This window comes from Streptomyces sp. BYX5S (genome assembly GCF_054724165.1).
In genome coordinates, this window is record NZ_CM138829.1 from 6,871,832 (window position 1) to 6,888,985 (window position 17,154).

16 protein-coding genes are annotated in these 17,154 nt (G+C 69.2%); all 16 read right to left on the reverse strand.

Going from position 1 to position 17,154, the window contains the following annotated elements:
- Window positions 1-9 precede the first annotated feature (9 nt).
- Window positions 10-1,605, reverse strand: a complete 1,596-nt coding sequence (gene atpA, locus ACYBSK_RS30905) for a F0F1 ATP synthase subunit alpha (RefSeq protein ID WP_457480533.1) — start codon at window positions 1,603-1,605, stop codon at window positions 10-12.
- 121 nt (window positions 1,606-1,726) lie between these two features.
- On the reverse strand, window positions 1,727-2,548 hold the full coding sequence (locus ACYBSK_RS30910) for a F0F1 ATP synthase subunit delta (protein WP_457480534.1): 822 nt from the start codon (window positions 2,546-2,548) through the stop codon (window positions 1,727-1,729).
- The gene (locus tag ACYBSK_RS30915; RefSeq protein WP_457480535.1) at window positions 2,545-3,093 is read right to left on the reverse strand and encodes a F0F1 ATP synthase subunit B; all 549 of its coding nucleotides are present in this window, start codon (window positions 3,091-3,093) and stop codon (window positions 2,545-2,547) included. Before ACYBSK_RS30915 ends, ACYBSK_RS30910 begins: the two co-directional genes overlap by 4 nt.
- A gap of 40 nt (window positions 3,094-3,133) precedes the next feature.
- Complete coding sequence (atpE, locus tag ACYBSK_RS30920; RefSeq protein WP_457480536.1) at window positions 3,134-3,373, reverse strand: ATP synthase F0 subunit C; 240 nt, start codon at window positions 3,371-3,373, stop codon at window positions 3,134-3,136.
- 75 nt (window positions 3,374-3,448) lie between these two features.
- Window positions 3,449-4,219, reverse strand: coding sequence for a F0F1 ATP synthase subunit A (gene atpB / locus ACYBSK_RS30925; RefSeq protein WP_457480537.1), 771 nt, complete (start codon window positions 4,217-4,219; stop codon window positions 3,449-3,451).
- A gap of 273 nt (window positions 4,220-4,492) precedes the next feature.
- Complete coding sequence (locus ACYBSK_RS30930) at window positions 4,493-4,951, reverse strand: hypothetical protein (RefSeq protein ID WP_457480538.1); 459 nt, start codon at window positions 4,949-4,951, stop codon at window positions 4,493-4,495.
- 272 nt (window positions 4,952-5,223) lie between these two features.
- Window positions 5,224-6,564 (reverse strand): MraY family glycosyltransferase, encoded by a 1,341-nt coding sequence (locus ACYBSK_RS30935; RefSeq protein WP_460244082.1) that lies wholly within the window; start codon window positions 6,562-6,564, stop codon window positions 5,224-5,226.
- A 127-nt stretch (window positions 6,565-6,691) separates the two neighbouring features.
- Window positions 6,692-7,966, reverse strand: a complete 1,275-nt coding sequence (locus ACYBSK_RS30940) for a serine hydroxymethyltransferase (protein ID WP_460244083.1) — start codon at window positions 7,964-7,966, stop codon at window positions 6,692-6,694.
- Window positions 7,967-8,195: 229 nt separating this feature from the next.
- Window positions 8,196-8,858, reverse strand: a complete 663-nt coding sequence (locus tag ACYBSK_RS30945; RefSeq protein WP_457480541.1) for an arsenate reductase/protein-tyrosine-phosphatase family protein — start codon at window positions 8,856-8,858, stop codon at window positions 8,196-8,198.
- Entirely contained in the window at window positions 8,855-9,502 is a 648-nt protein-coding gene (locus ACYBSK_RS30950) for an L-threonylcarbamoyladenylate synthase (RefSeq protein ID WP_457480542.1), read from the reverse strand. The genes ACYBSK_RS30945 and ACYBSK_RS30950 overlap by 4 nt, the downstream gene beginning before the upstream one ends.
- 71 nt (window positions 9,503-9,573) lie before the next feature.
- Window positions 9,574-10,413, reverse strand: coding sequence for a peptide chain release factor N(5)-glutamine methyltransferase (prmC, locus tag ACYBSK_RS30955; protein ID WP_460244084.1), 840 nt, complete (start codon window positions 10,411-10,413; stop codon window positions 9,574-9,576).
- 82 nt (window positions 10,414-10,495) lie between these two features.
- A complete protein-coding gene (gene prfA, locus ACYBSK_RS30960) occupies window positions 10,496-11,572 on the reverse strand; it encodes a peptide chain release factor 1 (RefSeq protein ID WP_460244085.1) in 1,077 nt (358 codons plus the stop codon).
- A 106-nt stretch (window positions 11,573-11,678) separates the two neighbouring features.
- Entirely contained in the window at window positions 11,679-11,900 is a 222-nt protein-coding gene (gene rpmE / locus ACYBSK_RS30965; protein ID WP_359182830.1) for a 50S ribosomal protein L31, read from the reverse strand.
- A 155-nt stretch (window positions 11,901-12,055) separates the two neighbouring features.
- Window positions 12,056-13,156, reverse strand: coding sequence for an LCP family protein (locus ACYBSK_RS30970; RefSeq protein WP_460244086.1), 1,101 nt, complete (start codon window positions 13,154-13,156; stop codon window positions 12,056-12,058).
- A 340-nt stretch (window positions 13,157-13,496) separates the two neighbouring features.
- A complete protein-coding gene (gene rho / locus ACYBSK_RS30975) occupies window positions 13,497-15,575 on the reverse strand; it encodes a transcription termination factor Rho (RefSeq protein ID WP_460244087.1) in 2,079 nt (692 codons plus the stop codon).
- Window positions 15,576-15,972: 397 nt separating this feature from the next.
- Window positions 15,973-16,890, reverse strand: a complete 918-nt coding sequence (gene thrB / locus ACYBSK_RS30980; RefSeq protein ID WP_457480547.1) for a homoserine kinase — start codon at window positions 16,888-16,890, stop codon at window positions 15,973-15,975.
- Between the last annotated feature and the right edge of the window lie 264 nt (window positions 16,891-17,154).

Below are 17,154 nucleotides of genomic sequence, written 5' to 3' on the forward strand. Positions count from 1 at the left end.
TTCCTTACGTCACTTGGAGACGTTGACGGCCGGAGCGTCCTCGCCCAGAAGCTTGCCGTCCGAGGTCTCGAACTGCTTCTTGAAGTCGGCAACGGCGTCGGCAACGGCCGAGAGCGTGTCGTCCGACATCTTGCCGCCCTCCTTGATGGAGGTCATGAGGCCCTGCTCCTTGCGGTGCAGGTACTCAAGAAGCTCCTTCTCGAAGCGGCGGATGTCGGCGACCGGCACGTCGTCCATCTTGCCGGTGGTGCCCGACCAGATGGAGACGACCTGGTCCTCGGTGGCCATCGGCTGGTACTGAGCCTGCTTCAGCAGCTCGACCAGTCGCTGTCCACGCTCCAGCTGCGACTTCGACGCGGCGTCCAGGTCGGAACCGAAGGCGGCGAACGCCTCCAGCTCGCGGTACTGGGCCAGGTCCAGACGGAGGCGGCCGGAGACCTGCTTCATGGCCTTGTGCTGGGCGGAACCACCCACACGCGACACCGAGATACCGACGTTCAGGGCCGGACGCTGGCCGGCGTTGAACAGGTCGGACTCAAGGAAGCACTGGCCGTCGGTGATGGAGATGACGTTGGTCGGAATGAACGCCGACACGTCGTTCGCCTTCGTCTCGACGATCGGCAGACCCGTCATCGAACCGGCGCCCATGTCGTCCGAGAGCTTGGCGCAGCGCTCGAGCAGACGGGAGTGCAGGTAGAAGACGTCACCCGGGTAGGCCTCGCGCCCCGGCGGGCGGCGGAGCAGCAGGGACACGGCGCGGTAGGCGTCGGCCTGCTTCGAGAGGTCGTCGAAGATGATGAGGACGTGCTTGCCGTCGTACATCCACTGCTGGCCGATGGCCGAGCCGGTGTACGGCGCCAGGTACTTGAAGCCGGCCGGGTCGGACGCCGGGGCGGCGACGATGGTCGTGTACTCCAGCGCGCCGGCCTCTTCGAGCGCACCACGCACGGAGGCGATGGTGGAGCCCTTCTGGCCGATGGCGACGTAGACGCAGCGGACCTGCTTCTTCGGGTCGCCGGTGCGCCAGTTGTCGCGCTGGTTGATGATCGTGTCGACGGCCAGGGCGGTCTTGCCGGTCTGGCGGTCACCAATGATCAGCTGACGCTGACCACGGCCGACGGGGGTCATCGCGTCGACGGCCTTGTAGCCGGTCTCCATCGGCTCGTGCACCGACTTACGGGCCATGACGCCCGGGGCCTGCAGCTCGAGGGCGCGGCGACCGGTGGTCTCGATCTCGCCGAGGCCGTCGATCGGGTTGCCGAGCGGGTCGACGACGCGGCCGAGGTAGCCCTCGCCGACGCCGACGGACAGGACCTCGCCCGTGCGCTGCACCGGCTGGCCCTCCTCGATGCCGCTGAACTCACCGAGGACGATGGCGCCGATCTCGCGCTCTTCCAGGTTGAGCGCGAGTCCGAGGGTGCCGTCCTCGAACTTCAGCAGTTCGTTGGCCATGGCCGAGGGAAGGCCCTCGACCTTCGCGATGCCGTCGCCGGCAAGGGTGACCGTACCGACCTCCTCGCGCGAGGCCGCGTCCGGCTTGTACGCCTGGACAAAGTTCTCCAGCGCGTCCCGGATCTCCTCCGGCCGGATCGTGAGCTCCGCCATCTGGGTTCCCTGCTCTCCTTGTTGGGCCCGAAGTGTTCTTGGGGGGTCTGGGGTCAGCCCCCAGGAATCCTCTGCACGGCCCAACTAGGGCCGTAGTCGTACGTGTTGAGGTGGTGTGCGGTCAGCCGGCCATACGGCGGCTGGCCTCCTCGATGCGGTCCGCGATGGAGCCGTTGATGACCTCGTCGCCCACCTGCACCTTGATCCCGCCGAGGACCTCGGGGTCCACGTCCAGGTTCAGGTGCATCTGGCGCCCGTAGAGCTTCGCCAGGGTCGCGCCCAGGCGCTGCTTCTGTGCGTCGCTCAGCGGCACCGCGGTGGTGACGACCGCCACCATGCGCTCGCGACGCTCGGCGGCGAGCTTGGAGAGGGACTCGAGTCCCGCTTCCAGGCTACGTCCCCGCGGCGCGGTCACAAGACGGCCGACGATCCGCTCGGTGGTGGGCTTGGCCCGGCCGTCGAGCAGCTGCTTCACGAGGTCGCCCTTGGCCGAGGCCGAGGCCGACTTGTCGGTCAGGGCGGCGCGCAGCTCCGGGTTGGAGCCGACGATCCGCTCGAACCGGAACAGCTCGTCCTCGACGTCGTCGAGGTCGCCGGAGTTCTGCGCCGCGGTCAGGTCCGCGGTGTTGGCCAGCTCCTCCAGGGAGTCGACCAGGTCGCGGGAGGCCGACCACCGGGAGCGGACCAGGCCCGACACCAGGTCGACGGTCTCGCCGCCGACCTGGCCGCCGAGCAGGCGGCTCGCGAGCTCGGCCTTGGCCTCGCCGGCCTGCGCCGGGTCGGTCAGGACCCGCCGCAGGCTGACCTCGCGGTCAAGCAGCGCGGTCACCGAGGCCAGGTCACCGGCGAGCGCCTTGGCGTCGACCGACGTGTTGTCGGTCAGCGCGTCCAGACGCTCGCGCGCGGCGACCAGGGCCTCGCGGCTCGCTCCGTGGGCGGTCATCGAGCAGCCTCTGCCTTCTCTTCGAGTTCGTCGAGGAAGCGGTCGATCGTGCGCGACTGCCGGGCGGAGTCCTCGAGGGACTCGCCGACCAGCTTGCCGGCCAGGTCGGTGGCCAGCTGGCCCACGTCCTGACGCAGCGCCTGAGCGGCGGCCTTGCGGTCGGCCTCGATCTGGGAGTGACCGGCGGCGATGATCTCCTCACGCTGCCGCTGGCCTTCCGCACGCATCTCGGCGATGAGCGCGGCACCCTGCTCCTGCGCCTCCTGGCGCAGCCGCGCGGCCTCGTGCCGGGCCTCGGCGAGCTGAGCCTTGTACTGCTCGAGCACGCTCTGGGCCTCGGTCTGAAGCGCCTCGGCCTTCTCGATACCGCCTTCGATCTTCGCGTGGCGCTCTTCCAGCGTCTGATTGATGCGCGGAAGGAGCTTCTTCGCGAAGACGAAGAAGACGATGGCGAAGGCGATGGTGCCGACGAGCAGCTCGGGACCGGGCGGGAGAAGCGGGTTCTGCTTCTCCTCGGCCGCGAGTGCAACCAGGTTGGCGATCACATCAGTGCCTTTCGTCGAAAGTGTCAGTCAGTAGCGGTGATTACTGACCGAACACGAACGGCATAACGATGCCGATGAGGGCGAGCGCCTCACAGAAGGCGAAGCCGAGGATCTGGTTGGCGCGGATCAGGCCGGCGGCCTCGGGCTGGCGGGCCAGGGCCTGGGTGCCGTTACCGAAGACGATGCCGACGCCGATGCCGGGGCCGATCGCGGCGAGACCGTAACCGATGGAACCGAGGGAGCCGGTGACGCCAGCGGCGAGTTCGATGGACGCGGACATGCCGTTACTTCCTTTTCTTTACGAACCGGTGGGGGTTGGCCACCGGACGACCTGGGGTGGTTGGACGGGTGGGGCTCAGTGGTGCTCGGCGAGAGCGCCCTGAATGTACGTGCAGGCCAGGAGGACGAAGACGTACGCCTGAACGGCCTGGACGAAAAGCTCGAAGAGGACCATGGCGATGGTCATGACGAAGGAGACACCGGCGGCCGGGATCATCCAGCTGTTCAGCAGGTACCAGGAGGCGACGGTGAACATCACCAGCATCAGGTGACCCGCGAACATGTTCGCAAAGAGTCGGACCGCGTGCGTGAACGGGCGGACCAGCAGGTTCGAGAAGAACTCGATGAACGAGACCAGCCACTTGATCGGGCCGAGCGTCGGGTCGTAGCCGGTGATGTTCTTCCAACCACCCACGAAACCGTGGCGCTTGAAGGTCAGCGGAACCCAGATCAGGTACACGATGGCCGCGAGGATCGCCGGGTAGGCGATGACCGACGAGACCGGGAACTGGGCCAGCGGAATGACCGACCAGACGTTCATGATCCAGATGAAGAAGAACAGCGAGACCATGATGGGGACGTACTTCTCGCCCTCGCGCTTGCCCAGCGTCTCGTAGACGATGTTGCGGCGCACGAAGTCGTAGCCGGCCTCACCGATCATCTGGATCTTGCCCGGGACGACCTTGGAGCGGCCGAACGCGAAGAAGAAGAAAACACAGATGACGATCGTGGTGAGCAGGGCGAGCAGCATCACCTTGTTGAAGTAGAACCAGCCGAAATCGGCGATCGGTTCGAACAGGAAGGAGTGCAGGCCCGGTGCCGGGAAGCCGCATCCGTTGTCGGACATGATCCGACAGCTCCAGTCAAAGGCGAGCTGGGTCGTGTCAGCACTCACCGCGGGCTCCTTCGGCGTGACGCATAAGTACGGCAACCTCGTTGTGTCGGTGCGGCGCGCAGCCGCGGATCGGCACCGGTCTGGTGTTTCGGGTGTGGGGGCGGCGGGCAGGCAGTGAGCCTCGCGATCGTGCAGGCGTCAGCTCTCGTGCCCGCGCCAGCGATGCCGCAGTTGGCACCGGACGATAGCAGCCCGACGAACGGGCGCTTATCCCGGCCCTACCTCTCACGACGACGACCCGGACTTCTCGGCCTTCTCACTGGTCCCGGTCCCCTTGGAACCGGGCGCCGCCTCGGGGTCGATATAGAAAACCTTGGCCTTCATGTGGGCACGGGCCTGGGCCGCCATCCACACAACGGTCGAGACGACCAGAGAGACGGCGAAGGACTTGGGGTTGAACAGGGTCGTGTCCTTGAAGAGGGCCACGAAGATCATGAGCAGCAGCAGCTGGGCGACGTAGAGCATCAGCCCCATCGCCTGGAACAGCTGCGGAAGCGATTTTGCCGTGCGGATCAGCACGACCTGCCCGAGGCCCATGAAGGCGATCACGACCAGAGCACCGACCAGCGCACCGATGGCCCCCTTGCCGCCCGCAACCACACCACTGATCACCGCGGCAATCACGCCCGCGGCGGCGGTGGGTACGACGGTGTGAAGAAGGGTCCGTGCGTCATTGGACGGCATGGCGGCAACTCCGCTTACTGGTGTGGGGCAGGGTGTCGTCATGGACGAGCGTAGTCCGGGAATTCAGTAGTCCGATTCGGGCCAAATGGCCGTCGCACTACGGCCTTTCGGTCCTTCCCCCGGCTTCGTGAACGGTATCACAAACTATTTGATGCGGTCTTTACCTAGAAGGTGTGCTAACCGTCACACGTGAGGGGGATTCTGCGCGTCTGTGCGCCCGCGACGTCAACATGTCTGGTATTGAGCCCATTTCAGGTGTCGGGCTCTCCGCGTCAACGGGACGATCCGGCCTTACGCCGATCCGTGAAGCGCGAACGGGCGCCGATCGCGGTCGCGCCGTTGACACCCGCCGGAATCCGGCCACGGTCCGGTTCGCCCTCGGCGCTCTCGGACGGCTCGGCGGCTTCCTCCGCCCCGTCCGCCGACGCGGTGCGCGGGTCCGGGCGCCGGTAGCGCGGCGGCACCAAGTGCTGGGCCCAGCGCGGCACGTGGGGCGTGAAGCGCGGCAGCAGGAGCAGCACGAGGCCGACGAAGCTCAGCGCCACGATGGAGAGCATCACCCACATCCCGGACGCGGAGTGCACCGAGTAGGCGACCGCGCCGAAGGCGATGAGGCCCGACCAGAAGTACATGATCAGCACCGCGCGGGAGTGCGAGTGACCGATCTCCAGGAGCCGGTGGTGCAGATGGCCGCGGTCCGCGGCGAACGGCGACTGCCCGTTCCACGTGCGGCGCACGATCGCGAGCACCAGGTCGGCGAACGGGATCGCGATGATCGTCAGCGGCATCAGCAGCGGAATGAAGACCGGGAGCATCGCGTGCGTGGTGTCACGCGTCGAGCCGCCGAGGTTCAGCCTGAGCGCGTCCGGGTCGACCTGGCCCGTGATGGAGATCGCGCCGGCCGCGAGGACGAGGCCGATGAGCATGGAGCCCGAGTCGCCCATGAAGATCCTGGCCGGATGGATGTTGTGCGGCAGGAAGCCCAGACACATGCCCATGAGGATCGCCGCGAACAGCGTGGCCGGTGCCGCGGACTCGATGCCGTAGCCGTACCAGATCCGGTACGCGTACAGGAAGAACGCCGCGGCGGCGATGCAGACCATGCCCGCCGCGAGGCCGTCGAGGCCGTCGACGAAGTTCACGGCGTTGATGGTGATGACGACGAGCGCGACGGTGAGCAGCGTCCCCTGCCACTGGGTGAGGGACACCGTCCCGACACCCGGGATCGGCAGCCACAGGATCGTCAGGCCCTGCATGACCATCACGCCCGCGGCGATCATCTGGCCGCCGAGCTTGATGAGGGCGTCGATCTCGAACTTGTCGTCCAGGACGCCGATCAGCCAGATGAGAGCCGCCCCGGACAGCAGCGCCCGCGGCTCGTTCGACGACTCGAAGACCTTGTCCAGGTTGGTCAGGTGATCGGCGACGAGCAGGCCCGCGCACAGGCCGAAGAACATGGCGATACCGCCGAGCCGCGGCGTGGGTTCCCGGTGCACGTCACGTGCACGGATCTCCGGCATGGCGCCGGCCACGATCGCGAACTTCCGCACCGGGCCTGTGAGCAGATAGGTCACCGCGGCCGTGATGCAGAGCGTCAGCAGGTATTCACGCACGGGCTTCCCCACAGGTATCGCTGGCCATCTCAGCCCCACACCCTAGTCTCGCGTGCTTAGGGTTGGGGACTTCCGGGTAGCGACGATGGTTGCACGGGTGACGGTTCCGGGGACGTACTGGTGCGGCTCAAGGGGTGTCTCGTGGCTCGCCTACCCCGTTCCAGGCGGGGTACGGGGGGAATCTTCCGGCCAGGTCGCGCACCTCTTCGCGGACCGCGGGGGCGTCAACGGCGCCGCGTACGACACCCGAGAGGAGCACGGCGATACGCGCCATCTCCGCTTCACCCATGCCCTGGGTGGTGACGGCGGCGGTGCCGAGGCGCAGGCCGCGCCCGTTCTCGTACGGCAGGGCGCATGTGTCGAGGATCATCCCCGCCGAGGCGAGCCGGCCGCGCGCCGCCGGGCCCTGGACGCCGAGCGGGGCCGGGTCCACGGTCAGCAGGTGGGTGTCGGTGCCGCCGGTGGTGACGCCGAAGCCCTCCGCGGCGAGTGCGCCCGCGAGCAGCCGTGCGTTGGCGACGACCTGGTGGGCGTACGCGGTGAAGGCGGGGCGCGCGGCCTCCCCGAACGCGACGGCCTTGCCGGCGATCGTGTGCATCTGGGCGCCGCCCTGGGTGAACGGGAAGACGGCCCGGTCGACGCGGTCGGAGAGCTCCGCCGAGCACAGCAGCATGCCGCCGCGGGGGCCGCGCAGCACCTTGTGCGTGGTGGCGCAGACGATGTCGGCGTACGGGACCGGGTTCGGGGCTGCTCCCCCGGCGACCAGGCCGATGGGGTGCGCGGCGTCGGCGATGAGGTGGGCGCCCACGTCGTCGGCGATGTCGCGGAAGGCGGCGTAGTCGATGTGCCGGGGGTACGAGATCGAGCCGCACACGATGGCTTTCGGCCGGTGGGCACGGGCCGCCGCGCGCACCTCCTCGTAGTCGATGAGCCCGCTCTCCGGGTCGACCCCGTACGGCACGAAGTCGAACCAGCGGCCCGAGAAGTTGGCCGGGGAGCCGTGCGTGAGGTGGCCGCCCGCGGGGAGGCCCATGGCGAGGACGGTGTCGCCGGGCTTCAGCAGCACGGCGTACGCGGCGAGGACGGCCGAAGAGCCGCTGTGCGCCTGTACGTTGACGTGCTCGGCGCCGAACAGTGCCTTCGCCCGGTCCACGGCGAGGCGCTCGGCGACGTCGACGAGTTCGCAGCCGCCGTGGTGGCGGTGGCCCGGGTAGCCCTCCGCGTACTTGTTGGCGAGGGGGGAGCCGAGGGCGGCGAGGACCGCGGGGGACGTGAAGTTCTCGGCGGCGATGAGCTGGAGGGAGTCCGCCTGGCGGGCGGTCTCGCTGAGGAGGATCTCGGCGAGTTCGGGGTCTTGCCGCTGTAGCTCCGCTATGGCTGCGGGTTCTGTCATCACCGGCATGGTCGGCTCCGGGCCTCGCGTCGGGGAGGTGAATGCCTTCCAATGTAGATCCGCCCGGTTCCGCCCGCCCGACATCACGCCACGGGGCTCCGCCCCGGACCCCGCGCCTCAAACGCCGGCGGGGCTGATTGTGCGCACCTTGCGCTTCGAGCGTGGGCCGTGCACATCAAGCCCCTGCGGCGATTGAGCAGCGGGGTCCGGGGCGGAGCCCCGTGGCGTAGGGAGACGGCTACTTACGGACGCCCGTGAGGGCGGTCACCACCGGGGCCAGGGCCTCCTGGATCTCGCCGCCGACCGACTGGAAGAACGGCAGGGGCGCCCCGTACGGGTCGTAGACCTCGTCCGCCTCCACGGAGGGCGCCAACAGCCACCCGCGTAGAGCCGCCGCCGCACGCACCAGGGAACGGGCCCGCTCGACGACGCCCGCCTCCAGGGGATCCGGCAGCGTGGCCGGGTCTATGGCCTGCACGAGCCGCGTGAACTCCTTCAGCGTGAACGTCCGCAGCCCGGCGCTGTGCCCCATCGAGATGACCTGCGCACGGTGGTCACGGGTCGCCGTCAGGACCAGGTCCGCCCTTATGACGTGGTCGTCGAGGAGCTCACGGCCGACGAACCCCGAGGGATCCGCGCCGAAGTCGGCCAGGACCGTCTCCGCGTTGGCCTCCATGGGCGCGCCCTCATGGCCCCACGTGCCCGCGCTCTCCACGATGAGCCCGCCCGCGAGCGGCGCCCCGAGCCGGTCCGCGAGGGCATGCCGGGTCAGCCGCTCGGTGATCGGCGAGCGGCACACGTTGCCGGTGCTGACGTGGAGGATGCGGAAGGTGTCGCCGGGGAGCGCCGGCGTGCGTACGTACCCGTTGCCTATGCCACGCCCCGTCTCAGGGGCTGTCAATTCGCCACCTCGAGGTCGGGTACGACCTTGCGCAGCTCGTCCGCGGTCAGCGCGCCCTCGCGCAGCAGGACCGGGATCTTGCCGGTGACGTCGACGATGGACGACGGGATGTTGCCGGGCGTCGGCCCGCCGTCGAGGTAGACGGAGACGGAGTCGCCGAGCATGTTCTGCGCGTCGTCGCAGTTCTCGGGGGACGGGTGGCCCGTCAGGTTCGCCGAGGACAGGGCCATCGGGCCGACCTCGGTGAGCAGTTCGATGGCGACGGGGTGCAGCGGCATGCGCACCGCGACGGTCCCGCGGGTGTTGCCGAGGTCCCACTGGAGCGACGGCTGGTGCTTGGCGACGAGGGTCAGGCCACCCGGCCAGAACGCGTCGACGAGCTCCCAGGCCATCTCGGAGAAGTCCGTGACGAGCCCGTGCAGCGTGTTCGGGGACGGGATGACGACGGGCGTCGGCATGTTGCGGCCGCGGCCCTTGGCCTCCAGGAGGTCACCGACGGCCTCCGGCGTGAAGGCGTCGGCGCCGATGCCGTACACGGTGTCGGTGGGCAGCACGACCAGTTCGCCGCGGCGGACGGCTGAGGCGGCTTCACGCAGACCGGTAGCGCGGTCGACTGCGTCGTTGGTGTCGTAACGCCGTGCCATCTAGCGGGCCTCCTGCTCTGCGTACTGCTCGAATTCGTAGGTCGGGGAAAGCGGGGAAGGACGGGAGGCGCTCACGGCAGCGCCTTGCGGGCCGTCGCGAACCGCGGCCGGTTGTTGAGGTCCGGGTGGTCGGCGGCGTCCGCCCAGCCCCGCTCCTCGGTGAAGATCCACGGCACCTGGCCGCCCTGGGTGTCGGCGTGCTCGATGACGACGATGCCGCCGGGGCGCAGCAGACGGTGGGCGGTGCGCTCGATGCCGCGGATGAGGTCGAGGCCGTCCTCGCCGGAGAACAGGGCGAGGTCGGGGTCGTAGTCGCGGGCCTCCGGCGCCACGTACTCCCACTCGGTGAGCGGGATGTACGGCGGGTTGGAGATGACGAGGTCGACCTGGTCGTCGAGGTCCGGGAAGGCCTCCAGGGCGTCTCCCTGGCGCAGGTCGACCCTGGACCCCTCGACGTTCTTCCGCGTCCATTTGAGGGCGTCCTCGGACAGCTCCACGGCGTGCACGCGCGAGCGCGGGACCTCCTGGGCGAGCGCGAGCGCGATGGCGCCGGAGCCGGAGCACAGATCGACGATCAGCGGCTCGACGACGTCCATCGCACGGACGGCGTCTATGGCCCACCCGACGACCGACTCGGTCTCCGGACGCGGCACGAACACCCCGGGGCCGACCTGGAGTTCCAGGTAGCGGAAGTAGGCGCGGCCGGTGATGTGCTGGAGCGGCTCGCGGGCCTCGCGGCGCGCGGTCACCTCCCAGTACCGGGCGTCGAAGTCCGCGTCCTTGACGGAGTGCAGCTCGCCCCGCTTGACGCCGTGCACGAAGGCGGCGAGCTCCTCCGCGTCGTTGCGCGGCGAGGGCACGCCGGCGTCGGCCAGCCGCTGGGTGGCCTGGGCCACTTCCGCGAGCAGCACGCTGCGGGGGTTTGGGGGTCGCCCCCCAATATGTTGCTGCACGCTGGTCCTCCGGGCTGAGCTGTGGTCGTACGAGTGGGGGTTACGCGGCGGCGAGCTTCGCGGCCGAGTCCGCGTCGACGCACGCCTGGATCACGGGGTCGAGTTCGCCGTCGAGCACCTGGTCCAGGTTGTAGGCCTTGAAGCCGACGCGGTGGTCCGAGATGCGGTTCTCCGGGAAGTTGTACGTGCGGATCTTCTCGGAGCGGTCGACGGTGCGGACCTGGCTGCGACGGGCGTCCGCGGCCTCCTTCTCCGCTTCCTCCTGCGCCGCCGCGAGGAGCCTGGAGCGCAGGATACGCATCGCCTGCTCCTTGTTCTGCAGCTGGGACTTCTCGTTCTGGCAGGAAGCCACGACGCCGGTGGGGATGTGCGTGATCCGGACGGCGGAGTCGGTCGTGTTGACGGACTGGCCGCCGGGGCCCGAGGAGCGGTACACGTCGATGCGGAGGTCGTTGGCGTGGATCTCCACGTCGACCTCCTCGGCCTCGGGCGTGACGAGCACGCCGGCGGCGGAGGTGTGGATGCGGCCCTGCGACTCGGTCGAGGGCACGCGCTGCACGCGGTGCACGCCGCCCTCGTACTTGAGGCGGGCCCAGACGCCCTGGCCGGGCTCGGTCGCGCCGTTGCCGCCCTTGGTCTTCACGGCGACCTGGACGTCCTTGTAGCCGCCCAGCTCGGACTCGGTGGCGTCGATGATCTCGGTCTTCCAGCCGACGCGCTCCGCGTAGCGCAGGTACATGCGCAGCAGGTCGCCCGCGAACAGCGCGGACTCGTCGCCGCCGGCGCCGGCCTTGATCTCGAGGATCACGTCCTTGTCGTCGGACGGGTCGCGCGGGACGAGGAGCAGGCGCAGCTTCTCGGTGATCTCCTCGCGCTGCTGTTCCAGATCCTTGACCTCGGCCGCGAAGTCGGGGTCGTCGGCGGCGAACTCCTTCGCCGTCTCGATGTCGTCCCCGGTCTGCTTCCAGGAGCGGTACGTGGCGACGATCGGGGTCAGCTCGGCGTAGCGCTTGTTGAGCTTGCGCGCGTTGGCCTGGTCGGCGTGGACCGAGGGGTCCGCGAGCTTCTGCTCCAGATCGGCGTGCTCACCGATCAGTTCCTCGACGGCCTCGAACATCTCCGGCTCCTGCAGTTACGGGGGGTCAAAAGGGGCTGCACCGCAAAGCGCCGGTCCCGGTGCCCCCGCGGAAACAGGGGCACCGTGGACCGGCGCTGGAGCTTCGCTACTTCTTGGCAGCTGCAGCCTTGCCGAAGCGGGCCTCGAAGCGGGCCACACGGCCACCGGTGTCGAGGATCTTCTGCTTGCCCGTGTAGAACGGGTGGCACTCGGAGCAGACCTCGGCACGGACGGTGCCGGACGGGATCGTGCTGCGGGTGGTGAACGACGCGCCGCAGGTGCAAGAGACCTGCGTCTCGACGTACTCGGGGTGGATGTCGCGCTTCAAGGTGTCTCCTAGGTTCATGGAGGGCTCCGGGTCGCTGACGCGGGATGCGGGAGCGTGAACCGGGGCCGACGTACCAGTCTGCCAGGACTGGCCGTATCCCCCAAAACCGGGGAGGGCCCCGAACTATTCCCGGCCGCTTCCCGGCGCCGTCACGGCTACTTCACGACGTCGTCGGCGGAGCCCTTGGCGGAGTCCGCGGTGGCGGACTTCGGGATGGCCCTGTCGGCGTTGAGCGCCTTCCAGACCTGGTCGGACTTGGTCTCGTCGAGCAGCACGCGGTTGGCGTCGTTCGGGTCGTACTGGACCGGCAGCGTCACCATGTTCATGTCGCCGGAGCCGATGCCCTTGAGGCCGCTCGCGAACGAGGTGAGGTCCTTGACCGAGGCCAGCTGCGAGTCCGTGGTCACCGTCTTCGTGGCGGTGTTCGCGAGCGCGTACAGCTTGCTCGGGCTGGTGAAGACACCGACCGACTTGATCTGGTCCATCAGGGCCTTCATGAACGCCTGCTGGAGCTGGATGCGGCCGAGGTCGCTGCCGTCGCCGACGCCGTGCCGGGTGCGCACCAGGCCGAGCGACTGCTCGCCGGTGAGGGTGTGCGTGCCGGCGGAGAGGTTCAGGTGGCTGTCGGGGTCGTTGATCGCCTTCGTGGTGGTGACCTTGACGCCCCCGAGGTCGTCGATCAGCTGCTGGAAGCCGCTGAAGTCGACCTCGACGTAGTGGTCCATCCGGATTCCGCTCAGCGACTCGACGGTCTTCACGGCGCAGGCCGCGCCACCGGTCGAGTACGCGGAGTTGAACATGGCCTCGCTCTGGGCCGGGTGCTCGGTGCCGTCCTTGTCGGTGCACGAGGGCCGCTCGATCAGCGTGTCCCTGGGTATGGAGACGACGCTGGCCTTCTTGTGGCCCTTGTAGATGTGCACGACCATCGCGGTGTCCGAGCGCGCGGAGCCCTCGTCGGCGCCGCCGCCGACCTTCTCGTTCTTGCCCGCGCGGCTGTCGGAGCCGAGGACGAGGATGTCCTGCGAGCCGTCGTCGACGTCCTCGGGGCGGTCGGTGCCCAGCTGGGAGTTGATGTCGACGCTCTTGATGTTGCCGTTGAGGTGGAAGTAGACGTAGCCAAGGCCTGTGCCGCCGAGGACGACGATGCCCGCGGCGCTCCACGCGGCGGCGCGCAGCGCCTTGCTGCGCCCACTGCGGGGCTTGCGACGGGTGCCCTTGGCGCGGTGGCGCCCGGGCTTGCTGTCACGGTCCGGCATAACTCCTCGCAGGTTCGTCTGCTGCCAAAGCTTCGGTCCGCCATGTCGTTCACTCGGTGTGACGGCGGACCGCCAAGAAGGGTTGCACAGACGCCTGTGCGCGCTCCGGGGCGAGTCAGCGACGGAGCGTAGGGGGACCAACGGCCTTTACGGCTCTCACCTGCGCTTTCATAACCATGTGCCGCATGCTTCACAGAAGGCACAGACCCTTATACATGTGGTGAAGGTCTCCGGACTCCGAGTACCCGGAAACGGTCCGACCAGCACCGATCGGACGGAAAAAGGGCTGGGCCCCGCCGCGTGCAGCGGCGGGGCCCAGCCCGTGGATCGCGGTGAAGCGTCAGTCGTTGCCGTTGCCCGGCGTCGGCGTCGTCTTCTGGATCTGGAGCAGGAACTCCGCGTTGGACTTCGTCTGCTTCATCTTGTCGAGCAGCAGCTCGATCGCCTGCTGCTGGTCGAGCGCGTGCAGCACGCGACGCAGCTTCCAGGTGATCGCCAGCTCGTCGCTGCCGAGCAGGATCTCTTCCTTACGGGTACCGGACGCGTCGACGTCCACCGCCGGGAAGATGCGCTTGTCGGCGAGCTTGCGGTCGAGCTTGAGCTCGGCGTTGCCGGTGCCCTTGAACTCCTCGAAGATCACCTCGTCCATGCGGGACCCGGTGTCCACCAGCGCGGTGGCGAGGATGGTCAGCGAGCCGCCGTCCTCGATGTTGCGCGCGGCGCCGAAGAAGCGCTTCGGGGGGTACAGGGCCGTCGAGTCGACACCACCGGACAGGATGCGGCCGGAGGCCGGGGCGGCGAGGTTGTACGCGCGGCCCAGGCGGGTGATCGAGTCGAGCAGCACGACGACGTCGTGACCCAGCTCCACGAGGCGCTTGGCGCGCTCGATGGCGAGCTCGGCGACCGTGGTGTGGTCCTCGGCGGGACGGTCGAAGGTCGAGGAGATGACCTCGCCCTTCACCGACCGCTGCATGTCGGTGACCTCTTCCGGACGCTCGTCGACGAGGACGACCATCAGGTGGCACTCGGGGTTGTTGTGCGTGATCGCGTTGGCGATCGACTGCATGATCATGGTCTTGCCGGTCTTCGGCGGGGCCACGATCAGGCCGCGCTGGCCCTTTCCGATCGGCGCGACGAGGTCGATGATGCGCGTCGTCAGCACACCCGGGTCGGTCTCCAGACGGAGCCGGTCCTGCGGGTACAGCGGCGTCAGCTTGTTGAACTCCGGCCGCCCGCGCCCGGATTCGGGCGCCATGCCGTTGACGGAGTCGAGGCGGACGAGCGCGTTGAACTTCTCGCGGCGCTCCCCCTCCTTCGGCTGCCGCACGGCGCCGGTGACGTGGTCGCCCTTGCGCAGGCCGTTCTTGCGGACCTGGGCCAGGGAGACGTAGACGTCGTTGGGGCCCGGGAGGTAGCCCGACGTACGGATGAAGGCGTAGTTGTCGAGGATGTCGAGGATGCCCGCGACGGGGATCAGGACGTCGTCCTCGGAGATCTGCGGCTCGTTGCCGAAGCCGCCCTCGTCGCGCCCGCGACGCCCACGGCGGTCGCGGTAACGGCCCCGGCGGCCGCGGCGGCCGCCCTCGAAGTCGTCGTCGTCCTGCGGACCGTTGTTGCGGTCCTGGCGTCCGCCACCCTGCTGCTGCCGGCCGCCGCCCTGGTTGTTGCCGCCCTGGTCGTCGCCCTTGCCGCCGCGGCGGTCCCGGTCGCGGCCACCGCGGTCACCACGGTCGCCACGCTCACCGCGGTCGCCGCGGTCACGGCGGTCCCTGCGGTCGCGACGGCCCTCGTGGCCGTTGTTGCCGTCCTGGCCGCCGTCGCTCTTGTTGCCGTCGCCGCCGTCCTGCTTGTCCTGCTGGCGGGTGTCGGCCTTGGCCTCGGCGGTCACCGTCTCCGGGCTGCCCGCGTCGGCGGTCGCCCGACGGCGACGACGCTCACCGGCCGGCTGCTCGTCGCCGGCGCCCTGGCCGGGGATCTCGATCTGCTGCTGGGCGGTGGCCTTCTTGGCCTTGGCGTCGGCCGCCTCGGCCTTCTCCGCCTTGACACCCGACTTCGCGGGCGCGGCGTCGGCCGCGGACTCCTCGCCGGTGCGGGCCTTCGAGGTGGCCCGCCGCTTCGGCTTCGTCTCGGCGGCTTCGGCGCTCTTCGCCGGGGCGGCCGACTTGCCGCCTCCCGACTGCGCCTCCTTGATGACCTCGATCAGCTGGCTCTTGCGCATGCGCGCGGTGCCCTTGATTCCGAGGCCCGATGCGACCTGCTGCAGCTCGGCCAGCACCATGCCGTCAAGGCCGGTGCCGCGGCGCCGCCGGGAGCCCGAAGCACCGGCGGCGGGCGCAGCAGAGGCGTCCGCAGAGGACGCGGCGGGCGCGGCAGCGGAGCTGTCGGCAGTCACGCCCATCAGATCGGTGGTGTCGCTCACGAAGGGTCCTTCCCTGGAGCGGACGTCGGCCTGTCTGGCTCGGCGACCGGTTGTGCTGTCCGGCGGTGGTCCTGCCTGTACGGACCGTGCCGGGGCGGTTGTCCGCCGATGAGGCGGAAGAATTCGGTGGTGACGACGTTGCCCGATTCCGCGGGTGCACTGGATTTCTGTGTCACGCGGCTCGGTCACGCCGGTTCCGGAGCGTGCTCGCCACTCTTCAGCGCCGCGTCTCGACATGCGAGGACGATGCACGGAATCGCTGGGGAGGCTCCCGGAAGAATGGTTGTCCCTGACGGGGACACACAGCACCTCGCCATGGTAGGGCCGGGTGCAGACTTGAGGTTAACACTACCGGATCCAACAAATATTCCCCCTCTCGTAATCCGGCAACCGGGTGTCAGGAGCCAAGCGGCAGCACGCTCGCTCCGTCGAGATCGAGGGCGAGGCGGTTCGCCGCCCAGCCCTCTCCGGCAAGCCGGGCGACCTTGTCGGCCGTTTCCTCCTCCACCAGAGCGAGCACCGTCGGCCCCGCCCCGGAGATCATCGCGGGTACCCCGTCGGCCCGCAGCCGCTCCACCAGTGCGGCGCTCTCCGGCATCGCGGGCGCCCGGTACTCCTGGTGCAGACGGTCCTCGGTGGCCGGGAGCAGCAGCTCGGGGCGCCTGGTCAGGGCCTCTACGAGCAGGGCCGCCCGGCCCGCGTTCGCCGCTGCGTCCACATGGGGGACGGTGCGCGGCAGCAGTCCTCGCGCCATTTCGGTGAGGACGGGCTTTCCGGGGACGAAAACCACCGGAACGATGGAACGAGCCGCGTCGAGACGGACCGCGCGACCCGCGCCGGTCTCCGTCCACGCGATGGTGAAGCCGCCGAGCAGGCACGGGGCCACGTTGTCGGGGTGGCCCTCGATCTCGGTGGCGAGTTCGAGCAGCGCCGCGTCGTCGAGCAGCGCGTTGCCGCCTATGGTCACGGCGCGTGCGGCGACCACGGCGGACACGATGGCGGCGGACGAGGAGCCGAGGCCCCGGCCGTGCGGGATGCGGTTGGCGCAGACGATCTCGAGGCCGCGCGGCTGTCCGCCGAGGGCGTCGAAGGCCGTGCGCAGCGACCGTACGAGGAGGTGGGACTCGTCGCGCGGCAGGGTCTCGGAGCCCTCGCCCGCGATGTCGATGTGCAGCCCGGAGTCGGCGACCCTGACGACCACGTCGTCGTAGAGCCCCAGCGACAGGCCCAGCGAGTCGAAACCCGGGCCGAGGTTGGCGCTGGTGGCGGGAACGCGCACCCTTACGGCGGCGGCGCGGAAAGCAGGACCGGCCATCGCTGGATGACTCTCCTTGAGCTGCGGGATGTTTCGGAAACGTCCGATGTCTTGTGATGCGTCGATGTCTGGTGATGCGTAGGTCGACACCCGGGCCGCGATCGACAGAACAGCGGCCGCACCACGGCATATGCGGTGGGCGGGTTCGATACAGACTATCGAAGGAAGGTTCAGTGGCGACATAGGGCGCACAGGAGGCGCACGATGCGTGTCGTAAGCCCCCTGTGCACCCCCTGTGCCGAAACGCCCAATTGACGAGGTGTC